The organism is Erythrobacter sp. (assembly GCF_036351135.1).
In the GTDB taxonomy this organism is placed as follows: domain Bacteria; phylum Pseudomonadota; class Alphaproteobacteria; order Sphingomonadales; family Sphingomonadaceae; genus Erythrobacter.
In genome coordinates, this window is the sequence record NZ_JAZBON010000009.1 from 153,419 (window position 1) to 175,959 (window position 22,541).

Consider the following 22,541-nt stretch of genomic DNA (forward strand, 5'->3'; position numbering starts at 1 on the left):
CTGCTTCCCTCCGTTACGAAAAGCCCGGCCCGCATGGGTGCGGACCGGGCCTTCGAATGCGTTCGAAGCGCGTTGCTTACTTCGGATAAGTCCAGGTGGTGCCGCGGGCGAGGTTGTCGCTGGCGAATTTCCAGTTGAGCTTGTCGCCGGTCACCCCTTCCAAGTATTTCGGCCGCGCATTCTGGTGATCGAGGTAATAGGCGTGTTCCCACACGTCGATCGTCAGCAGCGGGTTGAAGTCGCTGTCGGCGAGGGTATCGCCGTCATGCGTTTCCTCGACCGAGAGCTTGCCGCCCTTTTCCGCGAGCCAGACCCAGCCGCTGGCGAAATGGCCGGCACCGCGGGATTTGAGCTCTTCCTTGAGCTTGTCGACCGAACCGAAGGCCTCTTCGATCATCGCCTTGAGTTCGTCGGAAGGCTGCGTTTCATTACCGGTCATCGAATGCCAGTAGAAGCCGTGGTTCCAGCTCTGGGCGGAGTTGTTGAACAGGCCCTGATTGCTGCCGCGTGCGGCGGCGATGATGTCTTCGAGCGGCTTGTCGGCATGGGCCGTGCCGTCGATCGCATCGTTCGTCTTGTCGACATAGGCCTGGTGGTGCTTGCCGTGATGATAGGACAAGGTTTCCGAGGACACGGCGGGATCGAGCGCGGTGTCGGCATAGGGCAGGTCGATAAGTCTGAAAGCCATGATCGGGGGTCTCCTGTGGGTTGCGGGGGAAGGGGCTCTCCCGCGGGAAGGGTTCAATTATGCAATGCGCCGACGCGATAAAGGGTCCAAGATCGCGCCGATCCGGGGCGAACACGGTCGGGAGCGGTTCAGGCGGCGCTGCGCCGCGCGTGAAAGCGGGCGTCGGCCGCGAGCTGCGCGTGGGTGACGAAGGTGGCGTGCACGCCGCTTGAAATCTTGTGCGGCAGGGCGGCGCGGGCGATCGGGCCGGCGGCGATGTCGCTCGCATCGAGGATGGCAAGTTGCGAGCTTTGCGTGTTCTCGTCGATCAGGAAGGTGACGAGATAGCCGTCGTCCTCCGCCGATGCGTTCTTTCGCGGCACCATCGGGCTTTCGCTGGCATAGACTCCGTCGGGCAATCGATAGACCTGCTCCTCGCCCGTCTTCGTATCGTGGCGGACATAGCCGTCGAACAGGAACCAGCCGGGCCGCGTGGTGGTCGACCAGACATAACGGTTTGCGCGCATCAGATAGTCGGGATTGATGGTCCCGAATTCGCAGATCCGGTCCGACAGCCGTTCCTCGCGGGTCTCGCCGGTGGCGAGATCGAAGCGCCAGCGGTGCAGCCGGCTCTGGAAGCTGTGTTCGTCGACATAGGCCATCATGTGGCTGTATTCGCCCGCTTCCTCGAGCGGGTCGGGCATCGGCTTGTCCTGGAAATATCCTTCGAGCACCACCTCTTCACCGTCCTCATAGGCATTGGTCCAGTGGAGCACGTAGGTCGGCGCGGCTTCGAACCAGCGGATGTCGTCGGCGCGCCCGCGGCGCGGGATCAGCGCGAAACGCGTGGGCACGCCTTCGTGCAGGCGCGCCGCGTGGATGTCGCGCTGCAGCAGATCGGCATCCCAGAACAGCGGCATGTCGTTGAGGATCGAGAAGTTTTTCGTGATCGCCATGTCGTGCGGCAGGCGCGGGCCGGGCAGCGGGATGGGCGTGTAGTGGACGAGTTTGCCCGCCCGGTCGACCACGCCGTAATGCATATAGGGCGCATGCTTGGAATAGTTGAAGAACATGAGCTCGCCGGTCGCCTCGTCGACCTTTGGGTGGGCCGATACGCCGTCGAGCGGCCCCCACGGCGCCTTGCCCAGCGGCTCCAGCGTGACCGGATCGAGCTGCCAGGCTTCGCCGCATTGATAGAAGGTGGCGAGCGCCCGGCCGGCATGAACGACAATGTCGGTGCTGCCCGTATCCTTCAGGCCTCCATGCGCGCCGAAGCCGGGACGTTCGCCGGTGCCGGGCGGGTCCATCAGCCCGCCCCATAGCGCGCGGCCGGCAATCTGCTCCGCCTCGAAGCAGTGGGTGCGCACGAAGCGGTTGCGATAGCTCGCCTTGCTGCCCGAGATGCTGACCTGGTGGATCATCGCATCGCCGTCGAAAGGATGATGCCGGCCGAGCGGCTGGTGCACCGGGTTTTCCGTATTGCGCAGGTAGATGCCGTCGATATCCTCGGGGATAGCGCCTTCGATCACTTCCAGCTCGTCCACCGTGACCTCTTCGTGGACCGGGCTCCACGGTCCGCTCAGATAGGGATGGTCCGAGGGTTTCAGACTGGTCCGCAGCGGGGCTTCGCGCGTTATCGTCATGGCATTCCCCTCCCTTCCTCGCCGATCATAGCCCGCCACGCATATTCGGCGCAAATTTGATATTGCTCAATGCGCTTCTGCGCCGTCTTTGCGAAAATCCGTATCCAACAACGGGAGAAATGCCATGAAATCGATCCTCCTCCACGTCGACTCCGACAGCTGTTTCGAAGCCCGCATGCAGGCCGCGCTCGATCTTGCGCGCGCGCATGACGGGCATATCACCTGCCTCCAGGCGGTCAGTTACGAAGTGTTCGCACCGGGCGATTTCTACGGCTCGGCGCTGGCCGCGGCGATGCCGCAGATCAAACAGAACGCGGAAGAGCTTCGCGCGCGGATCGAGACCGATCTCGCCAACGAGGATGCAAGCTGGGAGTGGCGCTTTCTCTACGGCATGGCCGAAACCCGGCTGCTCGATCAGTCGCCGCTCCACGACGTGATCCTGATCGGCCCGCACGATGTCGGCGAAGAGGGCCGGCGCGGGCCTTCGGCGATGGCCGGCTCGCTCGCGGTCAAGGCGCCGTGCCCGGTCATCGTGGTCCCGGGCGAAACCAAGAGCCTCGACGCCAGCGCGCCCGTGCTCGTCGCCTGGAACGGCTCGGCCGAGGCATGCAATGCGCTGCGCGCCGCGATGCCGATGCTGGTGAAGGCGGACAAGGTGTTCCTTCTCAGCGTGGCGGAGGAGAAAACCAAGGAGCGCGCCGAATTCCCGGCGAGCGAGGCGGCGCGCTATTGCAGCCGGCACGGCGTCGAGGCCGAACTGGTGGAGGTGCCGCGCGGCGATGCGAAGATCTCCGACACGCTGTTCTCCGCCGCGCAAAGGCGTGAATGCGGATTGCTGGTGATGGGCGCCTACGGCCATTCGCGGCTTGCCGAGATGCTGATGGGCGGGGTGACGCGGCGCGCCTTGAGCGATCCGGAGATGCCGATCTTCCTTGCGCATTGAGGGAGCACATCGAAGGCGGCGCGCGGGGGTCGGCGCCGCCTTCAAACTGCAAGACTGCCTTGTAGGTGACACGCGCATGTCCTTAACCTGACACCGGGCGCATCTAGCAGGCGGGCAGTTCTCCCACAGCTGAAAGCCTCCCCGCCCATGACCCGTTCGCTTATTCGCGCCGCGCTCTTCGCCGGCGTTGCCACTCTCGCCGTGCCTGCCGTGGCGCAGGACGTCGCCACCGACGAGGAGCGCGGCGAGGATATCGGCGCGAGCGGCAACACCATCATCGTCACCGCGCAAAAGGTCGAACAGCGCGCGCTCGATGTGCCGATCACGATCTCGGCGGTGACGGGGGACCGGATCGAAGAGCTCGGCGTCACCGATCTCGACGAGCTGTCGAACTACGTGCCCGGCCTCCTGATCCAGGAGCAAAGCGCCAACAATCCCGGCATCGTCATCCGCGGCATCACCTCCGACAGCGGCTCCGCGCAGCAGGGCCCGCGCGTCACGCTCTATTACAACGGCGTCGACATTTCGCGCTCGCGCGGATCGTATCAGGCGATCTACGATCTCGAGCGGGTCGAGGTGATCAAGGGGCCGCAGGCGACCTTGTTCGGGACGGCAAGCGCGGTGGGGGCGATCAGCCTCGTCTCCGCCCGCCCGCGCGAAAGCTTTTCGGGCGAGATCACCGGTGGATACGGCAATTTCGATCAGACGCTGCTCGGCGGGTTCCTTAATGCCGGATCGGACGTGCTGGCGGGCCGGATCGCCTTCGAATGGCGCACGCGCGACGGCTATGTCGAAAACCTGTCGCCCAACCAAGAAGAAGATCTCTACGCGCAGGACCAGCTGGGTGTGCGCGCCTCGCTGCGCTTTGCGCCGACGCCCGATTTCACGCTCGACCTGATCGGCACCTACGATCAGCAAAGGAATGGCGGCACGCCCTTCATCTCGGGCACCTTCCCCGCCTTTGCCGGAGCGCCGGGCGGGCCGGACAACGCCTTCGAGGATGCCAATTTCGGTGGCTTTCCCGAAGGCGCGGCAGCGCTGGGCGACGATCAGCTGGGGCTGAACCGCGAGGTCTACGATGTCAGCCTCACCGCCGAATACCAGTTCGCCGACGAATGGACCTTCACCACCGTCAACGGCTACCGCGAATTCGACAGTCGCGAAGTGTTCGACGCCGATGGCAGCGCGGCGCCCTTCCTCGAATTCGCCGAGAACGCCGATGGGTGGCAGGCGAGTCACGAAGGCCGCTTCACTTACGACGGAGCGAGCCTGCGGGCGAGCGCGGGCTGGAACGTCTTTATCGAGGACGGCGCGCAGAACGTCCCCTTCGCCACCGAGGAGGGACTGTTCCTCCAATGCCTCACCGGGCTTTTCGGTGCGCCGCTGATCCCCGGCATCCCCTGCGTTGCGCCCGACGGTAGCGTTCCCGCCAGCGCGGTCACCGGCCTTGCGACGATGGGCGCAGCTGACTTCATCCCCTATGCCGCCGTCTTCGAAAATCGGGGCCGCAACGAAGCCTATTCGGTGTTCGCCGACGTCACATGGCTGCCGACCGACGATCTCGAACTGACCGCCGGCGTGCGCTTTCTCGACGAATACAGGCAGGCCGGTTTCATCTCGAATTCGCCCGACAGCGTGCTGAGCGGCGCGCCGCTGATCCCCGGTTTCCTTGACACCAATGGGCAGACCTTCACCGCCGATGACAGTTTCCAGGCCGTGCTGCCGCGCTTCAACGCGCTCTATCGTGTGAGCAGCGACGTCAACGTTTTCGCCACCATCTCCAAGGGCCGCCGTTCGCCGGTGGTCGATCTCGGCGCCCAGGTCGATGCAGGCGGCAGCGTGGTGCCCGATCTCGATCTAGTTTCCGAAGAAATCGTCTGGAACTACGAGGCCGGCATCAAATTCGCAGGGCCGACCATTTCCGGCTCGCTCGGCGTCTATTATCAGGACTATTCCAACTTCCAGGTCTCGATCGAGGATCCGGACGGTCCGCTCGGCACTTTCGTCACCGCAAGCGCGGGGTCGGCGACCAATCTCGGCGTCGAAGCCGAATTGCTGGTGACGCTCGCCGACTGGCTGCAGGTGTTCGGCAATGTCGGCTATATCGACGGCGGGATCGACGAGGACGGCGCCTTCTCACCCGCCTTTTCCGGCGCGCGTTTCCGCCTGCAACCCGAGGTTCAGGCGTCGGGCGGCTTCACCATCGATTACCCTTTCGGCGACGGCATGCGCTTTTTCGCCACCCCCAGCGTCACACATCGCAGCCGCATCTTTTTCGAGGTGCCCAACAGCGACCTCATCAGTCAGGAGCCGGTGACCCTCGTCAATGCGCGTGCCGGCGTGAGCTTTGCCGACGATCGTTTCGAGATAGCCGGCTTCATCCGCAACGCTTTTGACGAGGACTATCTGCTCGATGCGGGCAATACGGGCGGCGCTTTCGGCGTGCCGACCTTCATCCCCGCCGAACCGCGCTTTTACGGCGTGCAACTGACGGCGCGTTTCGGTCAGTGAGCGGGCGGCGCGTCACCCCTTGCGCCGACGCTTTCTCATCATGCCTTCCTGGGCGACGCTGGCGACGAGCTCGCCTGCGCGGTTGTAGATCCGACCGCGGTTGAAGCCGCGTCCGCTGCCCGACCAGGGCGAATCGGTGGCGTAGAGGAGCCACTCGTCCGCTCTCGCTTCCCTGTGAAACCAGATCGCGTGATCGAGGCTCGCGCCAACGAGCTCGCCGCGCATCCAGGACAGGCCGTGCGGCAGCGCGCTGGTGCCGAGCAGCGTGTAGTCGCTGGCATAGGCGATGATGGCGCGGTGGAGCGCGGGGGTGTCGGCATCGGATGGCAGGGGTGCGGCGGTCCGGAACCAGCTATGCACGCGCGGCGGCTTCTTGTCCGAATTCATCCAGTGGAGCTTGTCGGTCGTGCGCATCTCGATCGGGCGTGGGCGCAGCATCAGGCGGCGCTGCGCATCGGAGAGCTTGTCGCCCATCTTGTCCGCCATCGCCCGCCGCATCTCCATATCGGGCATGAGCTCTTCGGGCGGAGCGACGTCGGGCATCGGCGCATCGTCGTGTTCCAGCCCGTCTTCGCGCGTCTGGAAACTCGCGGTGAGGTTTAGGATCGGGGTCGCCGCGCCGTCCTCGTTCTCCTGAGAGGCGACGACCCGGCGATTGGAGAAGCTGCGCCCGTCGAAATCGCGCTCGATCCGGTATTCGGTCTCCAGCCCCTCGCGTCCGCCGCGCAGGAAATAGGCGTGCAGCGAATGCGCCGCCTTGCCGTCCTCGACGCTGGCCTGCGCCGCCTGCAACGCCTGCGCGACGACCTGCCCGCCAAACACCCGGCCCACGCCGCCTTTCTGCGGATGGCCGGCATAGATGTCGGGGCTGCGCTCTTCGACAGTCAGCAGATCGACAAGGGCGGCGACGGTTTTCGCGGGATCGTGGGGTTCGCTCATATGCCACGCGCCATGCGCAGCCCGCCCGCGCCGGTCAAGCGCGCAGGAAGCGGCTGGCGATACAAAAAGGGCGCGCGGGCAGCGGAATGAAGTCCTGGCTACCGGCGCGCCCTATGTTGCGCGGTTACACTTGAAAGCGAGCTCAGTTCATCGCGACGACCGCAGGCGCCTCGTCGCCGTCCGCGGGAACGTAGGCCGGGTTGTGCTTCTCGATCCAGGCATGTGCCTCCTCGATCCACTGCATATGGACGTCGTCATAGGGCAAATTGTGGGTGCCCTGTTCCTGGACGATGTACTTGAAGTCCGTGCCTTCGCTCTTGCCCGCACGGCGCAGCGCGCCGACGAGCGCCTCGGCCTGTTCCATCGGAATACGCGCATCGCGCTTGGCCGCAACGATCAGGATCGGCGCCCATTCGCCTTCGGGATGAAGCGCGGGCGAGATGGCTTGCGGATTGTCCGAAGTCGCCTGGAAGCCTTCGCTGAAGCGACCAAGATTCTTGCGATCCCACTCGTTCATCAGCGGCATGTCGTAGACCCCTGCGCCAGCGACCGCGCAGCGCCAGACATCGGGATCGCGCTGCGCCCCGCGGGCCGCGGCATAGCCGCCATAGGACCAGCCCATGATACATGCGCGGTCGGCATCGATCAGACCCTTGGCGGCAAAGGCGGTGACCGCATCGTTGAGGTCGTCCTGCATCCGCATGCCGTAGCCGCCCGGTTCGCGGCCCATCTTCTCGAATTCCTTGCCGTAGCCGCCCGAACCGCGATAGTTCGGCTGGATCACGACATAGCCCTGTTCGGCCAGCGCCTGGTGCCAGGAGGCAAAGCCGAAATTGATCGTGTCCTTGACGCCGAACGGGCCGCCATGCGGCATGACCACGACCGGCAGGCCCGTCTGCCCTTCGCGGTGGCGCGGCATGGTGATGATGGCCTCGATCTCGGTCCCGTCGCTCGCGGTGTAGGTTTCCGCCCGCATCGGGTTGATCGGCGCGTCCTTGAGGCTGGCGGACTGCCAGGCGAGCAGACCCAGCTGGCCGGTCTGCGTGTCGTACAGGTAATAGGCGCCGACCCGGTTCAGCCCGCCGCCGAAGACGACGATCTTGCTGAAATCGTCCGACCAGTCGACGATCTGCGCCTCGTTCTCGCCGAACACTTCCTCGAGCATCGTCTGAAGCTGCTTCATCATCTCGTCGGTGTAGACGGCCTCGCGCTGACCATTCTCGTAGGAGACATAGCCCAGCACGCGGTTCCCATCGGGGCTGGAGATGACGCCGTCGACATCGTGGCCCGCCACCTCGAACACCGGCTCGCCCAGCTGCATGGTCTGCATGTTCATGCGGTAGACCTTGGTGTAGCCGTCCTCGCGGCTGGTGACGTAGGCGTCGTCCGTGCCGGGAACGAAGACCTCGGGTGCTGGCAGGCTCTCGGTAAAGGTGGCGTCGGCCTCGTTGTAGACGGTCTTGAAGTTGGACTCGTCTTCCGAGCGATACAGAATGCGTTGTTTGCCTGTGTCGCTATCGTAATTACCGCCGACGCGCACGGTGCCATTGCCGTCGGCCTGCCATCCCGTAACCACCGGGTTGGTGCGCTGCACGTAGCTGTATTTGCCGTCGTTCACATCGACCTCGACGACTTCGGGATAGCCCCAGCGTTCGGTGTTTTCGCTGATTGCATCGCGCTGCAGCAGGTATTTGCCGGTGTCGTGATCGATATGCAGGATGACGCCCGCATCGCCGCCGGCATTGCGCCAGGCCTGCTGAACGAGTTCACCGTCGGTCACGTCATAGGCAACCAGGCGGCGGAAATCGCCGAGCTGGCCGTTAATATTCTCGCGGCTGATGACGGTCATCACCACGTGCTCGTTGCCGATCCAGCGGAAGCCCGCGAGCGAGCGCTGACCAGATTCGCGCGCTTCCTCGGCTTCGAGGATGAGCTTTGGCCCGGCTTCGATGTTGTTGAGGTCGAGCGTGACGAGCACCTGCCGCCCGCTATTGTTGGCGAGATAGGCCAGCCGGTTGCCGTCCGGCGAGATGCGCACGGAGCGCATGTTGGCCTGCTTGACGAACTCGCCCGCCGGAATGCGTTTTTCGAGCATTTCGGGAACCTGCGGCGCGCTCGAGGCGTCCTGCGCGGCAGCTGGCGCAGCGGTTGCGGCCAGGCTGGCGCCGAGGCCCAGCGAGGCGGCGGCAAGCGCGCGAAGCGCCGTGTTACGGAAAAGCGTGTGTCTGATCATGTCCCTCGTCACCCCTTGAAACCGGGCTCCCCCACGCCCGGAAGCGCGAGCGGAGCACGGCATGAATTCACGGGACGAGGACTCGGCACGAATGCGAGCGACCCGGCGATAGTTTGATAATGTCGGCAGGAAATGCGCGCACGGCGCTGCGTCCAGCCCTCAGTCCCGGGGCGGAATTTAGGCATAAAGACGTGAACCGCAAGTGAAAACCCCGCCCGCACCGCGCTGCCCATCGAAAGCAGCACGGCGCGGGCGGGGTCCGATAGCATGGTCCGGCGTCGCACGCCCGACCCCTATTGCGCGTCTACTGCGCGCCGGCGAGCGCTGCGAGCAGCAGCAGGGCGACGATGTTGGTGATCTTGATCATCGGGTTCACCGCCGGGCCGGCGGTGTCCTTATAGGGATCGCCCACGGTGTCGCCGGTCACCGCGGCCTTGTGCGCCTCGGAGCCCTTGCCGCCGTGATTGCCGTCCTCGATATATTTCTTCGCATTGTCCCATGCGCCGCCGCCGGCGGTCATGGAAAGCGCAACGAACAGCCCGCCGACGATCACGCCAAGCAGCAGAGCGCCGAGCGCGGCGAAGGCGTTTTCCTGGCCGGCGATAAACAGGATGACGAAATAGGTGACGATCGGCGCCAGCACCGGCAGCAGCGAGGGGACGATCATCTCCTTGATCGCCGCCTTGGTGACGAGATCGACCGTGCGAGCATAATCGGGGCGGCTGGTGCCGGCCATGATGCCCTTGTCGGCGGCGAATTGCTCGCGCACATCCACGACGACGTCTCCAGCCGCGCGGCCCACCGCGGTCATCCCCATCGCGCCGAACAGATAGGGCAGCAGCGCGCCCAGCAGCAGTCCGACGATGACATAGGGGTTCTCGAGGCTGAAATCGACATCGGCCTCGGGGAAGAATAGCCGCAGATCGGCCGTGTAGGCGGCGAACAGCACCAGCGCGGCAAGCCCCGCCGATCCGATGGCATAGCCCTTGGTCACAGCCTTTGTGGTGTTGCCGACCGCATCGAGCAGATCGGTCTTCTCGCGCACGCTCTCGTCCAGCCCCGCCATCTCGGCGATGCCGCCGGCATTGTCGGTCACCGGGCCATAGGCGTCCAGCGCCACGACCATGCCGGCGAGCGCCAGCATCGCGGTCGCGCCATAGGCGAGGCCGATGAGCCCGGCGAGCTGATAGGCGCCGATGATCGCCGCGATGATGACGATGGTCGGCAGCGCGGTCGATTCAAGGCTGATGGCGAGGCCCTGAATCACGTTGGTGCCATGACCCGTTTCCGAAGCCTTGGCGATCGAGCGCACCGGGCGATAATTGGTGCCGGTGTAATATTCGGTGATCCAGATGATGATCCCGGTCAGCGCCAGGCCGATCAGCGAACACCAGAACAGGTCCAGCCCGGTGAAATCCATCACCTGCGTGCTGGTGCCTTCCTCGGCGATCGGCGCGCCCGGATCGACGTTGACCGTATTGGCCCCGAAGTCGGTACCGATGCCGACCGCCAGCTCGATCGCAACATAGATCAAGGGGATGGCGAGCAGGGCGGTAACGATAAAGCCCTTGTACATCGCGCCCATCACGTTGGTGCCGCTGCCCAGCCGGACGAAATAGGTGCCGATGATGGAGGTGACGATGCACGCCCCGCCGATCAGCAGAGGCAAGCTCATCATCGGCAGCAGCAGGTCGCCGAGCTGCTCGGAAAACAGCAGCGCGGTCAGCACCATGGTCGCGCCGACGGTGACGACATAGGTTTCGAACAGGTCGGCGGCCATGCCGGCGCAATCGCCGACATTGTCGCCGACGTTGTCCGCGATGGTGGCGGGGTTGCGCGGATCGTCCTCGGGGATCGAGGCTTCGACCTTGCCGACGAGATCGGCGCCGACATCGGCGGCCTTGGTGAAGATACCGCCGCCCAGACGCGCGAAGATCGAGATCAGCGAGGCGCCGAAGGCGAGGCCGACGAGGCCGTCGATCACGATGCGGCTGTTGGCGGCGAGACCCATCGGGGTGACCAGCACCCAGAAGAACACCGCGATGGCGAGAAGCGCGAGACCCGCGACCAGCATGCCGGTGATCGCGCCGGCGCGAAAGGCGATGGTGAGGCCCTGCTGCAGGCCCTTTTCTGCCGCCGCCGCGGTACGCACGTTGGAGCGTACCGAGATGTTCATCCCGATATATCCGGCCACGCCCGAGAGGACCGCGCCGATCACGAAGCCTACCGCGGGGATGACCCCGAGGAACAGTCCGACGATCACCGCGGCAACCACGCCGACAATGCCGATCGTCGTATATTGCCGGTTGAGATAGGCCTGCGCGCCTTCCTGGATCGCGCCGGCGATCTCCTGCATCTTGGCATTGCCGGCATTCGCGCTCAGCACCTGCCGGCTGGTGAAGGCGCCGTAGATTACGGCGAGCACGCCCAGCGCGATCGAAATCAGTATCAGGTCCACGAAGTATCCCCTCTCTCGTGACGCGGAATGTGTGGAAAATTGCGCCGGCTTTCAGGTCCCGCTCATTTTGTTCGCGGCGCAAGGCGCTCAGTCATACGAACTTGCCACCGGCTGACAAGTCCGAAGAGCGCGGCGGCAGGCGCATTTCACCAGTTTTGAGATCGGGCCTGTTTCGAGATCGAGCGCGGCCTAGCCGTGGCTGTAGCCAAGCCCGGCGGAATTCAGCACCGGCTCGCCATCGAGCACCAGCGGGGCGAAGCCGCGCGGTTCCACCTGGCCGATGCGGGTTGCCGCAACGGGGAGCCGAACGTCGCGCGCCGCGGTGAAGAGCAATTCGTAATCGTCGCCCCAGCGCATGCATTCGTCGGCGCGGGCCGGATCGGCGACGGGGATTAGCGTGCTGTCCAGCGCCAGCGATACGTTGCTCGCATTGGCAAGGCGAAACGCATCGAGCAGCAGCCCGTCCGAGACGTCCATCATCGCCCCGACCAGCGGTGCGAGCGCGCGCCCTTCCGTCAGGCGCGGGCGCGGCCGATTGAAATTGGCGAGATGTTCGGGATGCCCCTCGAAGCCCAGCATCGCGCGCCCGACCGGGCCAGTCACGAACACACCCTGCCCGATTTCGGCGCTCGTGCGTGAGGGGACCGGGCGCGATGTCGCGCGTCCAACCGCGGTGACCGCATAGGTGCTCGCTCCCGTCGCAGCGACGGTGTCCCCGCCCATCAGGGGCACGCTGAATTCCGCCGTCACCTCGCGTAGCCCTTCGATGAAGCGCCCGTCATTGCCGCCCAGCGAATGGCCGAGCAGGATGCCGACCGGTTCGGCTCCTTTCGAAGCGAGATCGGACAGATTGATGGCGACCAGCTTGTACGCGACATCGGCAAGATCGGCGTTCGGTCGGAAATGCACATCTTCCGTCATCGTGTCGTGATTGAAGATCAGCGTTTCTCCGCCGATCTCGATCAGCGCGCAATCGTCGCGCAGCTGCCGCGCGCCGGGATGGAGGGGCAGGGTCCGAAGCGCGGAGAGGAATTCGGTTTCGTCCATCATGTGCGCTGCCCGTATCCATGACCGCTTACGGTCCGGTACGCACCTCTTTCGCCACCGCGTCGAGTATGCCGTTGGCGAACTTCGCCTCGCGATCGTCGAAGAACGCCTTGGCGACATCGACATATTCGCTGATCGCGCTCGCCTTGGGCACGTCGGCCCGCGCCATCAACTCGTAAGTGCCAGCGCGCAGGATCTGCAGCATGGTCTTGTCCAGCCGGGCCAGCGTCCATCCTTGCGCCAGTCGGGCGGCGAGCAGTGCATCGATCTCTTCCAGACGCGCATCGACGCCGCGCACGAGATCGTCGAAGAATTCGATCTCGGCGTCGGCGAAGACCTCACCTGCATGGTCCTCGTCGTCGACCTCGCGCCCAATCCGGTGCTGGTGAAACTCGTCGAGCAGCCTGGCGAGCGGGGTTTTCTCCATCTGGCGCTGGTAAAGCGCCTGGACGGCGGCGAGCCGCGCGGCGGAGCGCGACTGGGCGCGCGGGTTCGAGCCGGGGTTCGAGCGCGTGGAAGAGAGGGGGGGCTGGTTCATGTCGGGGCGAGGAGCCTGGTTCAAATCGTTGCTGTCTGTTTTCCTACAGGGTGAGGCGAGGGGTACACCTGCCGCCATGGTTCGAAATGTCCATCGCGATCCCGCCGAATTGTGCGACCCGGTAAGCGCTGCGGTAGGTGACACCGCGCGCGCTCCACGTCCACACTTTCATCGCCGTAGGGTGACAGGCCTGGTTTCGCAGGATGACACTTTTCGCGTTTTGGTGACGATTCGGACGCCGACAGTGTCACTCTCGCGACCGAGAGTGACACAATCGCGGTTTTTGCGCCTGGACCGTGTTCCACCTGTTCCACTCTGTAGGGTTTGCCGCCCGCCGCACGGGCAACCACGTGTTCGCTCACTTGAGGCGCAGCTCGACCGCCTTCGCATGGGCCGGAAGACCCTCGGCATGGGCAAGCGTCGCCGCCGCGGGACCGATTGCGCGGAAGGCGTCTTCGTCGAGGCTAAGGAAGCTCATGCGCTTCATGAAGTCGAGCACCGACAGCCCGCTCGAAAAGCGCGCGCGGCGCCCGGTGGGCAGGACGTGATTGGGCCCGGCGACGTAATCGCCGACCGCCTCGGGCGTCATCCGGCCCAGGAACACGCTGCCGGCATGGCGGATGCTCTCGAACACCGCTTCCGGCTCGTCGATCGCCAGTTCGACATGCTCGGCGGCGAGACGGTTGATGAGCGCGGGCGCCTCCTTGGCGATGCTGCCCACCAGGATGACGACGCCGTTCTCGTCCCAGCTCTCCTTGGCGGCCCTGGCCGTGTCGAGATCGAGCAGCATGATGTCGATGCAATCGGTCACCTGGCGCACGAACCCCTCGTCGTCGCAAATCAGGATCGACTGCGAACTGGGATCGTGCTCCGCCTGGCTGAGGAGATCGGCAGCGATGTGATCGGGATCATTGCGGCCATCGGCGACGACCAGGATCTCGCTCGGCCCTGCCACCATGTCGATGCCAACGACGCCGTAGAGCTGGCGCTTGGCCTCGGCGACATAGGCGTTGCCCGGGCCGACCACGACGTCGACCGGAGCGATGCGATCGGTACCATAGGCGAGCGCGCCGATCGCCTGCGCACCGCCGACGCGCCAGATCTCGTCGATCCCGGCGATATGAGCAGCGGCAAGGACCAGCGGATTCGAATTGCCCTTGGGCGTCGGCGTCACCACCACCACCCGCTCGACCCCTGCGACCCGGGCGGGGATCGCGTTCATCAGCAGCGAGGAGGGATAGGCCGCCCGCCCCCCCGGCACGTAGAGACCCGCAGCATCGACCGCGTTCCACTTTGCACCCAGCCGCGCGCCGACATCGTCGACATAGTCGCGGTTCCTCGGCAGCTGCGCCTCGTGATAGGAGCGGATGCGCGACGCCGCGAGTTCGAGCGCATCGCGCTGTTCGGCTTCGATCTCGTCATAGGCCTGTTCGCAGCGATCGCGCGTGATCGACCAGTCAGCGTCCTCGGTCAGCGAATAGCCGTCGAAGCGCTGGGTGTACTGGACGAGCGCATTGTCGCCGCCGGTCTGCACGTTGCGCAGGATGTCGCGCACCGCGCTCGCCACGTCGCCGTCGGTTTCGCGCCGGGCATTGACGATGCGCGCGAAGTGGCGCTCGAAATCGGGGTCGCTGGTCGAAAGCTGCTGCATCAGGCGGCGTCCCGTGTCTTGCCGCTCGCACGCGCTTCGGCGTCCTTGCGGAAAGCGGAGACGAGCGCGGCGATCCGCGGGTCGGTCTTGAAGGCGGCGCGGTTGACTATGAGGCGCGCGGTGATGCCCAGAATGCGCTCCTTCTCGACCAACCCGTTCATCTTGAGCGTCGTCCCGGTCGAGACGAGGTCGACGATCTGGCTGGCGAGGCCGAGCTGGGGCGCGAGCTCCATCGCGCCGTTCAGCTTGACGCATTCGGCCTGGATGCCGCGGCCGCGGAAATGCCGCGCGGTGAGGCTGGGATACTTGGTCGCGACGCGCACATGACTTGCGCTGGGATCATGCGGCGGGGCGTCCGCCATGCGCGCCACCGACAGGCGGCAATGGCCGATGTCGAGGTCCACGGGGGCGTAGAGATCGGCATAATCGAACTCCTCGATCACGTCCGAGCCGACGATCCCCAGCTGCGCCGCACCATGCGCAACGAAGGTCGCGACGTCGAAGGCACGCACCCGGATCAGCCGCATGTCGGCGCGCGTCGTGTCGAAGGAGAGCGAGCGGTTAGCCTTGTCGTGAAACCCCTCCTCGGGCACCACGCCGGCCCGCGCCATCACCGGCAGCGCCTCTTCGAGGATGCGCCCTTTGGGCACGGCGAATGTCAGTCGGGGAGGGGCCGCGGGCTTCATACCGCGGGCGGGCTTACGCGGCGGTGTTGGAAAGGGCAACAACTTGCGAAGGGTGAGGGGAAGGGCGGGTCATGACGAGTGAAACCGGGGCGGAGGGAGCTGGCGGGCAGGGCGAGGTCATGCAGATCGCCGATCTCGACGCGGCGTTTGACTGGCAGGCCGATCACGCCGCGCAGAACGGGGCCCCCGGCACCGCGCGCGTGGTCCTGGCGATGAAGCAGGTGGCGCGGGGAGATACGGCCACCGGTCGGCGGATGGCGAGCTGGCCGGGGCTGACCCTGAAGGACGCCGTCCCGCTGCGGCTTGCGGGCGGGCTGCATCATTTGCTGCTGACCGGCGAGGACGCGCGCCTCGCGCTCGTCTATAGCGGCGATATCACCGATCAGGACGAAGTCGACCGACGCGTCGCCGCGCTGGTCGAGGCGCATGACCAGCGCCTGCTCGGCTGGCTGGCCGGACCGCCGCAGACCAACGAGGCGGGCCGCGCGGCGAGCATTATGGCGGGGCTGCTCTGGCTGGCGCGCCGGGTACACCCGCGCTTCGAACTGTTCGAGCTGGGGGTGAGCGCGGGTGTGCTGACGATGATCGAGCGATATCGGTTCGCGCTTGGCAATGTCGCGGTCGGACCGGAGGATTCGCCGATGCGGATTGCGCCCGAATGGCGCGGGGAGTCTGGTCCGCCGCCGCCGCCGCGCGACTTCGCGATCCTCGAAGTTACAGGCTGCGACGTCGCTCCGATCGACCTTACCGACGATGCCTCCGCGCTAAGGCTCAAATCCTATGTCTGGCCCGATGCCCCCGGCCGGATGGAGCGTATCGAGGCAGCAATCGCCCTTGCGCGCACCGAGCCGCCCGACCTTCGCCGGCAGGACGCCGCCGACTTTGCCAGTGAACGCCTCGCTCGGCCGCAGGCGCAGGGCACAACGCGGGCGATGTTCCACTCGATCATGTGGCAATACATGCCTGCCAGCTCACAGAACGCGATCACCGCGGCGTTCGAGGCGGCGGGGGAGCGGGCGACGCCTCAAAGGCCGCTCGCCTGGATCGCGCTGGAGACCGATCCCGCCACCTTCCGCCACGAATTGAAGGTGCGCTACTGGAACGGCAGCGCGCAGGACGGCGGGACGCATCTGCTCTCGCATGCGCATCCGCATGGCGCATGGGTCGAATGGGCGGGCGATGCGCCGCAATAAGCTCAGTCTTCGCGCCAGCGGAACTGGAACTCGAGCTCGTGCATGGGGCCTTCGCGTTCGTGCTCGATCGAGAACTCGCTGCCCGCGGGCACGGTCAGGCGTTCATTGTCGACCTGGATCTCGAAATCCTGGCCATCGCGGAGCGCCTCGATCAGCCGCTCCAGCTTCGCGATGTTCTGGTTCGTCGAGTAGGTCTTGGTGACATCGCGGTCTTGCATATCGCTCATGGCGCTCTCTCCTCTTCTCGGGAGAGATCGGGTAGGCGATCAAGATTGCAGAAATTGGTCCATCGCCGCATTGACCTCGTCCGGCGCCTCCCACGGCACGAAATGGCCGCAATCGGGAATGTGCACCAGGGTCAGGGGATCGATCAGCCGGTCCAGCCCTTCGAGATTTTCGGGCGGCAATGCGAGATCGTCGAGCGCCCAGATCACCAGCGTAGGGATGGTCAGCCGCGGCAGGTCGGGCGGAGTATAGTCGGCAGGCACTTCGAAGGGCGCGTCCATATCGGGCACGTCCATGTTGGTCGCGCGGTACCAGTTCAGCATTGCGAAGGCGGCCTCGCGATCCTGCCAATCGGCGTCGAGGATCGCGCGCTCCGCTGCGTCCATCGCATCGGGCCGGTCCCATTTGACATCGCGTTCGAGGATACCGCGCAGGCCCTGCTCCTCGATCAGCGGATCGTTCGCGCGGTTGCGAAAGGCACGGATATATTGCGAGGCCTCGCGCTGGACCCGGTTGGTATAGAGCAGCCGCTGAAAGATCGCCGGATGCGGGGCGTTGGCGATAATCGCGCGGGTCACGCGCGCATGCTGGCCGCCCAGCGCCACGCCCCAGGCGATCGCGCCGCCCCAATCGTGCCCGACAATGGTGAAAGTCTCAGCACCGAGCGCATCGGCCAACAGGAAGACGTCGGCGATTAGCTTGTCGGGCGCGTAATCCTCGACCGCATCCGGTTTCGAAGACCCGCGATAGCCGCGCTGATCGGGAGCGATGCAGCGATAGCGGTCCTTGAGATGGTCAATCTGGTGGCGCCAGGTACGGTGATTTTCGGGAAAGCCGTGAAGGAAGATCAGCGCCGGCGCATCGCGCGGGCCCTCGTCGACCACGTCGAGTTCGATCCCGTTGGCGAGCGTAACGCGGCGCTGTTCGAGCGCGATCATTCGCCTTCCTCCATACGCTCCATATATCCGCCCGCAACCATGGCCGCGACCTGGTCGAACAGGGCATCGGGGGTTCGGCGCGCTTCGCCCATCTGTTCTTCCATGCCCCGCGCGACGATGATTTCGCGTTCGCCCTTCGCGATCGCGTTGAGCATGATGCCGGCCGCCTCGGGCGCGGGGATGCCCTCGTCGATGACCTTGTCCGAGACCCCGCGCGCGCTGCCATCGCTGGTCAGCGCGTTGCGCGAGACATCGGTGGCGACCGAGCCGGGATAGATCATATGGACGCTGACCCCGCTCTGCGACAATTCGGCGCGCAGCGCATCGCCATAGCCGGCGAGCCCGAATTTGACCGCACAATAGCCGGTGCGCATCGGCACGCCGACCTTGCCTGCGATAGAGGAGATGAAGGCGAGCGCGCCGCTGCCGCGCTCCACCATGGGTCCGATGAGCCCCTGCGCGAACGCGATCTGAGCCGTGAGGTCGATAGCGATGATGTCACGATAGACCTGCATGTCGGTCTTGAGCGCGCGGCTGCGTTGGGACACGCCGGCATTGGCGACGGCAAGGTCGATCCCGTCCTTCCAGTCGAGCGCGCGGCGCGTGGCTTCGGCCAGGGCCTCGTCGTCACGCACGTCGAAGGGGAGCACCAGCGTCTCGTCGCAATCGCCCGCGACGTCGGCAAGACGCGCCTTGTCGCGCCCGGATAATATGACATGCGCCCCGCGCCCCGCCGCATCGCGTGCGAGTGCCGCGCCGATCCCCGACGAGGCGCCCGTGATCCAGACCGTCTTGCCCGTATAGTCCACTTGCTCTCCCTAGCCGCAGCGTTCAGGGATAGCTGACCGTTTTGGGCCGATCGGGCAAGGGTATGAATTCTTCCGCGTCCCCGGGCACCGTGCCGAAGCGACCTGCGCGCCAATCGTCCTTCGCCTGTTCGATGCGGGCCGGATCGGAGCTGACGAAGTTCCACCACACATGCCGCTCGCTGGCAAAGGCCTCGCCCCCCAGCAGCATGACGCGCCCGCCCTCGCGGCTCGTCAGCGTCATGGCCTGACCCGGCGCGAGCACGGCGAGTTCGTGAAGCTCGAGGCTCACGCCGTCGATCTGCGCCTCGCCGCCGACCAGCATCACGGCCCGCTCCTCGGCTCCGGCCTCGAGCGGTACCGCGCCGCCGGGTTTCAGTGCGATCTCTGCGTAGATCGTCTCGGCATGCGTCGTCTTCGCCGCTCGTTCGCCCCAGAGCGCGCCCATGATGACGCAAGCCCGAGCACCGCTATCCTCGACGATCGGCAGGTCGCGGACCGCATCGAAAGCCGGGTCGATCTCCTCGCGGCCATCGGGCAGCGCAAGCCAGGTCTGCATGCCGTAGAGCGACGGCCCCGCCGCGCGCTCGGCCTCGGGCGAGCGTTCGGAATGGGCGATGCCGCGCCCCGCGGTCATCAGGTTCACCGTGCCGGGCCGGATCGTCGAAAAGGTGCCGAGCGTGTCGCGGTGGTCGATCGCGCCTTCGAACAGCCAAGTGACCGTCGCGAGGTTGATATGCGGATGCGGGCGCACATCCATGCCGTTGCCAATATCGAGCTGGCCCGGACCGAACTGGTCGACGAAGATGAACGGTCCGACCATTTGCCGCGCCTTGCCCGGCAGCACGCGGCGGACCTCGAACTGACCGAGATCGTGGGTGACGGGGGTAATGGTCTGGACGATATTGGCAGTCATTGCGGGAGCCCTTTCGCTACGGTGGCGGCGGCGACCATGGCGGCGAGGCTTTCGGGATATACCGCCTCGTTCCAGCTGACGAGGTCCTTGTGGCCGAACCAGCGATGCCGGGTCATGACCTTGCGTTCGAGCGGGGTATGCGCCTCGGTCGAGATGTGCCGATCGGCCACGCGCAGGAGAAAATAGCGCTCATCCGCCTGGACCGGTTCTCCCTCGGGCGTGACGAAACGCGGCGTTGTCCGCGCGATCTGAGCGCCGCAATCGGCTTCGATCCCGGTTTCCTCGGCAAGTTCGCGCCGCGCCGCTTCCTCGAATGTCTCTCCCGACTCGCATTCGCCGCCCGGTGTTACCCAGAAGGGCGGGCGGCCGGGGATGGCGAAGCGGAACAGCAGCACATCGCCCGCGGGACAGAGCACGATGATCCGGGCCGAGCGGCGCAGACGCAGCCCGTTCATTGCGCCGGCGCGCTGGCCTTGATCGCCACGGCATGCACCCGCTCGCCCACGATGTCGCCCAGAGCCGCGATCACCGCGCGTTGCCGCGCGAGGCGGCTCATCTCAGCGAATCGTGCCGCCACGATATGGATCGTGAAATGCGATTCGCCCGAGCCATCGTCGCCCGCATGCCCCGCATGATGCGCGCTGTCGTTGACAATCTCGAGCCTCGTTGGCGCAAAGGCTTCCTCGAGCCGTTCGCGTATCTCGTCTTCCATTATGTCGGGCATACTCATCCTCGTTGTCATAGGGCGAATTGGCGGGTTGGAATCTGGCGCCTGAATTGCCATTCTCAAGGGTTCATGGCGCAAACAAGGTTCCACGGGCGGCACGAGGACAGCCACAGGGTGTGCGAACACCCGACTTGCGCCGAGCCGGGGGAATTTCGCGCGCCGGGCTATCGCGCCAACGGCTTCGACGGGCCTGGCGAATGGCGCTGGTTCTGCCTCGATCATGTGCGCGAGTTCAATGCCGGCTACGACTGGTTCGAGGGTATGAGCGCGGAAGAAATCCTCGCCGCTCAATCCCCGGTCAATGGCTGGCGTCGCGAAAGTCCCGGCTTTCGCCCTACGGTCGGGGTGGACGGAATGCCGCGCTGGGCGGATTTCGACGATCCACTCGAAGCGATCTCCGCGCGGGCGGGCGGGATCCGCAGCCGCGCCCAGCGCGAGGCGCAGATGGCGATGTCGGGACGGTTCTCCAAAGACGAGGCCGAAGCGCTGGAGACGATGGGCCTCGGTTCCGACACTGACAGGAGGCGGCTGCGGCGACGATATTCCGAGCTCGTCCGCCGCTACCACCCCGATCGCAATGGCGGCGACCGACGGCACGAAGGCCGGTTGACCAAGGTGGTCGACGCCTATCAGACGCTGAGAAAGAGCAAGGCGATCGGTTAGCTTGCCGCTGCCTCCTCGATCAGTTTCGCGTCGATGGCATTGGCCTCGGCATAGGCGGGACGCTGGGTGACGCGTTCGACATAGGCCTTGAAAGCGGGCGTTTCCGGGATCGAGTCGAAGCGCAGGCCCCACACGAACTGGCTCCCGACATAAGTGTCCGCCATGGTGAATCGATCGCCGGCCACGAAGTCGTGCTGCGACAGCCAGCCTTCCATGGCCGACAATGCCATTTCCAGACTGCCGAACCCAGCCATGCCGATCCGCTCTTCTGGCACTTCCCAGCCCATGGCCGTCGCCGTCACCGCCTGTTCGAGCGGTCCCGCGCCGAAGAACAACCAGCGGAAGTAAGCGGCCTTTTCGTGGGCGTCGGGAAGCAGGCCTTTGTCAGGGTGCGTTTCGGCGAGGTAGTGATTGATCGCCGCCGCTTCGGTGACGACATGATCGTGGTCGCCGGTGGACGAGAGCGGGCACCTTGTTCATCGGATTGATATCAGTGAAATTGTGAGGCCGCGTCGCCCAGTCGAACACAACGTGCTCGTAATCTGCGCCCGCCTCGTGCAGCGCCCAGCGTGAAATCTGCCCACGGCTCATGGCGACGGTGTAGAAGGTGAAATCTGCCATAGTCTCGTTCCTATCGCCGGCCTTTCCCGCCTGGAAGAATAGCTCAATTCTGTCTGAAAGCCCAGCGCAAGGTCCGGCCCACGCCCCAGGTAGCGGCGCGTGCGGGAAGGGCGGTGAGGACCGGGCGTTGCAGGTTCAGCATCGAGCGCGCGAAGGGCGGGAGCATCGCGATGGCTTCCGCGCCGATCATCGTCTGTAGCGCCGCCGGCGTGCCCTCGGGCCGCTGCGAAAGGACCAGTTGCGCCACTTCGCGTGCCTCGCGCGAGGCGCGCAGATCGTAACGCAGTTCGCGGAACAGCGCCTCCGCCTCGCTTTTACTTTCCGGCACCGGATCGGCGCCCAGCGCGCGCGCGATGACCGCGAATTGGCGATAATATTCGTCTTGCTCGCGCATCGGCATGTCAGGCCGAACGTGTCGCAGATAGCCTGCAAGGAAGCTCTGAGTCTCGGTCACATGGACCCAGGCGAGGGTGCGCGGATTGGTCGCGGAATAGGGCGAGCCGTCCGGTAGCGTCCCGCCGACCTTGGCATGGATGCGATTGACGCGGTCGATCGCCTTCATCGCCTCGTCGCGGTGTCCGAAAGTGGTGACGGCAATGAACCGCGCGGTGCGTTGCAGCCGGCCGTGCATGTCCTCGCGAAAGTTCGAATGGTCGAGCACGCCCTGCAGCGCGTGGGGATGGAGCATCTGCAACAGCAGCGCGCGCACCCCGCCGGTCATCATCCCGACGAGATCGGCGTGAACCATACGGATCGGCGTATCCTTCGCGAACAGCGCCTCGTCGGAGGGCGGCACCGGCTTCTGCCGGCTCGCAGAATCGTTGAACGTCCGACGCACTTGCTCGACCAGCGTCTGGCGAAATCGTTCGATCGGCATGTCGAGCGGTGAGGGCATGAGGGGAAGGTAGTCTTTCGGATCGTCGATTTGAACGGGCGCCGCGGCGGAATGGCGAGTTGCGGGGCTCTGTCGTCGATCAGATACAGGCGCAGCGCCGCCTTTGGATGCAGTCGTTCGAAGGGGGCTTGGGGGCGCGGCGCGAATTGCATATCGAAACCCACTCTTGCCCGCCGCGCCATCGCGCTTTAACGCTGGCGCCGAAATGAACTCCCCTTCTACCGAAAAATTCACCGCCGGC

The 22,541-nt window shown here is 65.4% G+C and carries 20 protein-coding genes and 1 pseudogene; 4 read left to right on the forward strand and 17 right to left on the reverse strand.

Features of this window, described 5'->3' with window-relative positions:
- Positions 1 to 76: 76 nt before the first annotated feature.
- Together V2I30_RS01855 and V2I30_RS01860 are read right to left on the reverse strand one after the other, a co-directional pair.
- Complete coding sequence (locus V2I30_RS01855; protein WP_330660362.1) at positions 77 to 688, reverse strand: superoxide dismutase; 612 nt, start codon at positions 686 to 688, stop codon at positions 77 to 79.
- A gap of 128 nt (positions 689 to 816) precedes the next feature.
- Positions 817 to 2,310, reverse strand: coding sequence for a carotenoid oxygenase family protein (locus V2I30_RS01860; protein WP_330660363.1), 1,494 nt, complete (start codon positions 2,308 to 2,310; stop codon positions 817 to 819).
- A 124-nt stretch (positions 2,311 to 2,434) separates the two neighbouring features.
- On the opposite strand from V2I30_RS01860, the gene V2I30_RS01865 reads away from it, so the two are divergent.
- Both V2I30_RS01865 and V2I30_RS01870 read left to right on the forward strand, forming a co-directional pair.
- Positions 2,435 to 3,253: a universal stress protein gene (locus tag V2I30_RS01865; protein ID WP_330660364.1), complete on the forward strand. Its 819-nt coding sequence runs from the start codon at positions 2,435 to 2,437 to the stop codon at positions 3,251 to 3,253.
- 147 nt (positions 3,254 to 3,400) lie between these two features.
- Positions 3,401 to 5,764, forward strand: a complete 2,364-nt coding sequence (locus tag V2I30_RS01870) for a TonB-dependent receptor (protein ID WP_330660365.1) — start codon at positions 3,401 to 3,403, stop codon at positions 5,762 to 5,764.
- Positions 5,765 to 5,776: 12 nt separating this feature from the next.
- On the opposite strand, the gene V2I30_RS01875 is transcribed toward V2I30_RS01870, so the two are convergent.
- The 7 genes from V2I30_RS01875 to hisG form a co-directional block, all read right to left on the reverse strand.
- Positions 5,777 to 6,703, reverse strand: a complete 927-nt coding sequence (locus V2I30_RS01875; RefSeq protein WP_330660366.1) for an acyl-CoA thioesterase — start codon at positions 6,701 to 6,703, stop codon at positions 5,777 to 5,779.
- A 142-nt stretch (positions 6,704 to 6,845) separates the two neighbouring features.
- Positions 6,846 to 8,936, reverse strand: a complete 2,091-nt coding sequence (locus V2I30_RS01880) for a S9 family peptidase (RefSeq protein ID WP_330660367.1) — start codon at positions 8,934 to 8,936, stop codon at positions 6,846 to 6,848.
- A 304-nt stretch (positions 8,937 to 9,240) separates the two neighbouring features.
- On the reverse strand, positions 9,241 to 11,394 hold the full coding sequence (locus tag V2I30_RS01885) for a sodium-translocating pyrophosphatase (RefSeq protein WP_330660368.1): 2,154 nt from the start codon (positions 11,392 to 11,394) through the stop codon (positions 9,241 to 9,243).
- Positions 11,395 to 11,583: 189 nt separating this feature from the next.
- Complete coding sequence (thiL, locus tag V2I30_RS01890; RefSeq protein WP_330660369.1) at positions 11,584 to 12,444, reverse strand: thiamine-phosphate kinase; 861 nt, start codon at positions 12,442 to 12,444, stop codon at positions 11,584 to 11,586.
- 25 nt (positions 12,445 to 12,469) lie between these two features.
- Positions 12,470 to 12,979, reverse strand: a complete 510-nt coding sequence (gene nusB / locus V2I30_RS01895; protein ID WP_330660370.1) for a transcription antitermination factor NusB — start codon at positions 12,977 to 12,979, stop codon at positions 12,470 to 12,472.
- A gap of 358 nt (positions 12,980 to 13,337) precedes the next feature.
- Positions 13,338 to 14,630, reverse strand: coding sequence for a histidinol dehydrogenase (hisD, locus tag V2I30_RS01900; protein WP_330660371.1), 1,293 nt, complete (start codon positions 14,628 to 14,630; stop codon positions 13,338 to 13,340).
- A complete protein-coding gene (gene hisG, locus V2I30_RS01905; RefSeq protein WP_330660372.1) occupies positions 14,630 to 15,316 on the reverse strand; it encodes an ATP phosphoribosyltransferase in 687 nt (228 codons plus the stop codon). The genes hisD and hisG overlap by 1 nt, the downstream gene beginning before the upstream one ends.
- Positions 15,317 to 15,387: 71 nt before the next feature.
- Here hisG and V2I30_RS01910 point away from each other — a divergent pair, with 71 nt between their 5' ends.
- Positions 15,388 to 16,509 (forward strand): DUF2332 domain-containing protein, encoded by a 1,122-nt coding sequence (locus V2I30_RS01910; protein WP_330660373.1) that lies wholly within the window; start codon positions 15,388 to 15,390, stop codon positions 16,507 to 16,509.
- 2 nt (positions 16,510 to 16,511) lie between these two features.
- Here the strand turns inward: V2I30_RS01910 and V2I30_RS01915 are convergent, their stop codons facing one another.
- From V2I30_RS01915 to V2I30_RS01940, 6 genes are read right to left on the reverse strand one after another with little or no spacing between them, the layout of a single operon-like run.
- Positions 16,512 to 16,736, reverse strand: a complete 225-nt coding sequence (locus tag V2I30_RS01915; protein ID WP_330660374.1) for an amphi-Trp domain-containing protein — start codon at positions 16,734 to 16,736, stop codon at positions 16,512 to 16,514.
- A gap of 39 nt (positions 16,737 to 16,775) precedes the next feature.
- Positions 16,776 to 17,672, reverse strand: a complete 897-nt coding sequence (locus V2I30_RS01920) for an alpha/beta fold hydrolase (RefSeq protein WP_330660375.1) — start codon at positions 17,670 to 17,672, stop codon at positions 16,776 to 16,778.
- On the reverse strand, positions 17,669 to 18,481 hold the full coding sequence (locus tag V2I30_RS01925) for an SDR family NAD(P)-dependent oxidoreductase (RefSeq protein WP_330660376.1): 813 nt from the start codon (positions 18,479 to 18,481) through the stop codon (positions 17,669 to 17,671). The genes V2I30_RS01920 and V2I30_RS01925 overlap by 4 nt, the downstream gene beginning before the upstream one ends.
- A gap of 22 nt (positions 18,482 to 18,503) precedes the next feature.
- Positions 18,504 to 19,394 carry a pirin family protein gene (locus tag V2I30_RS01930; protein WP_330660377.1) on the reverse strand — a complete coding sequence of 297 codons (891 nt, stop codon included), beginning with the start codon at positions 19,392 to 19,394 and terminating at the stop codon, positions 18,504 to 18,506.
- Positions 19,391 to 19,849, reverse strand: a complete 459-nt coding sequence (locus tag V2I30_RS01935) for an NUDIX hydrolase (RefSeq protein WP_330660378.1) — start codon at positions 19,847 to 19,849, stop codon at positions 19,391 to 19,393. The genes V2I30_RS01930 and V2I30_RS01935 overlap by 4 nt, the downstream gene beginning before the upstream one ends.
- Entirely contained in the window at positions 19,846 to 20,118 is a 273-nt protein-coding gene (locus V2I30_RS01940; RefSeq protein WP_330660379.1) for a BolA family protein, read from the reverse strand. Before V2I30_RS01940 ends, V2I30_RS01935 begins: the two co-directional genes overlap by 4 nt.
- 72 nt (positions 20,119 to 20,190) lie before the next feature.
- Between V2I30_RS01940 and V2I30_RS01945 the strand changes: the two genes are divergently transcribed.
- Entirely contained in the window at positions 20,191 to 20,784 is a 594-nt protein-coding gene (locus V2I30_RS01945) for a J domain-containing protein (RefSeq protein WP_330660380.1), read from the forward strand.
- On the opposite strand, the pseudogene V2I30_RS01950 reads toward V2I30_RS01945, so the two are convergent.
- Positions 20,781 to 21,405 (reverse strand): annotated as a pseudogene (locus tag V2I30_RS01950) (glutathione S-transferase family protein). The gene V2I30_RS01945 and the pseudogene V2I30_RS01950 overlap by 4 nt on opposite strands.
- 43 nt (positions 21,406 to 21,448) lie before the next feature.
- Complete coding sequence (locus tag V2I30_RS01955) at positions 21,449 to 22,300, reverse strand: oxygenase MpaB family protein (RefSeq protein WP_330660381.1); 852 nt, start codon at positions 22,298 to 22,300, stop codon at positions 21,449 to 21,451.
- Positions 22,301 to 22,541 lie beyond the last annotated feature (241 nt).

What these genes read in the sequence shown, in the direction of transcription:
- V2I30_RS01860 (WP_330660363.1), bottom strand. Translation starts at nt 2,310, where the DNA reads ATGACGATAACGCGCGAAGCCCCGCTGCGGACCAGTCTGAAACCCTCG.
- V2I30_RS01955 (WP_330660381.1), bottom strand. Translation starts at nt 22,300, where the DNA reads ATGCCCTCACCGCTCGACATGCCGATCGAACGATTTCGCCAGACGCTG.
- V2I30_RS01875 (WP_330660366.1), bottom strand. Translation starts at nt 6,703, where the DNA reads ATGAGCGAACCCCACGATCCCGCGAAAACCGTCGCCGCCCTTGTCGAT.
- hisD (WP_330660371.1), bottom strand. Translation starts at nt 14,630, where the DNA reads ATGCAGCAGCTTTCGACCAGCGACCCCGATTTCGAGCGCCACTTCGCG.
- thiL (WP_330660369.1), bottom strand. Translation starts at nt 12,444, where the DNA reads ATGATGGACGAAACCGAATTCCTCTCCGCGCTTCGGACCCTGCCCCTC.
- V2I30_RS01915 (WP_330660374.1), bottom strand. Translation starts at nt 16,736, where the DNA reads ATGAGCGATATGCAAGACCGCGATGTCACCAAGACCTACTCGACGAAC.
- V2I30_RS01865 (WP_330660364.1), top strand. Translation starts at nt 2,435, where the DNA reads ATGAAATCGATCCTCCTCCACGTCGACTCCGACAGCTGTTTCGAAGCC.
- V2I30_RS01945 (WP_330660380.1), top strand. Translation starts at nt 20,191, where the DNA reads ATGGCGCAAACAAGGTTCCACGGGCGGCACGAGGACAGCCACAGGGTG.
- V2I30_RS01880 (WP_330660367.1), bottom strand. Translation starts at nt 8,936, where the DNA reads ATGATCAGACACACGCTTTTCCGTAACACGGCGCTTCGCGCGCTTGCC.
- V2I30_RS01940 (WP_330660379.1), bottom strand. Translation starts at nt 20,118, where the DNA reads ATGCCCGACATAATGGAAGACGAGATACGCGAACGGCTCGAGGAAGCC.
- hisG (WP_330660372.1), bottom strand. Translation starts at nt 15,316, where the DNA reads ATGAAGCCCGCGGCCCCTCCCCGACTGACATTCGCCGTGCCCAAAGGG.
- V2I30_RS01930 (WP_330660377.1), bottom strand. Translation starts at nt 19,394, where the DNA reads ATGACTGCCAATATCGTCCAGACCATTACCCCCGTCACCCACGATCTC.
- V2I30_RS01935 (WP_330660378.1), bottom strand. Translation starts at nt 19,849, where the DNA reads ATGAACGGGCTGCGTCTGCGCCGCTCGGCCCGGATCATCGTGCTCTGT.
- V2I30_RS01855 (WP_330660362.1), bottom strand. Translation starts at nt 688, where the DNA reads ATGGCTTTCAGACTTATCGACCTGCCCTATGCCGACACCGCGCTCGAT.
- V2I30_RS01870 (WP_330660365.1), top strand. Translation starts at nt 3,401, where the DNA reads ATGACCCGTTCGCTTATTCGCGCCGCGCTCTTCGCCGGCGTTGCCACT.
- nusB (WP_330660370.1), bottom strand. Translation starts at nt 12,979, where the DNA reads ATGAACCAGCCCCCCCTCTCTTCCACGCGCTCGAACCCCGGCTCGAAC.
- V2I30_RS01910 (WP_330660373.1), top strand. Translation starts at nt 15,388, where the DNA reads ATGACGAGTGAAACCGGGGCGGAGGGAGCTGGCGGGCAGGGCGAGGTC.
- V2I30_RS01920 (WP_330660375.1), bottom strand. Translation starts at nt 17,672, where the DNA reads ATGATCGCGCTCGAACAGCGCCGCGTTACGCTCGCCAACGGGATCGAA.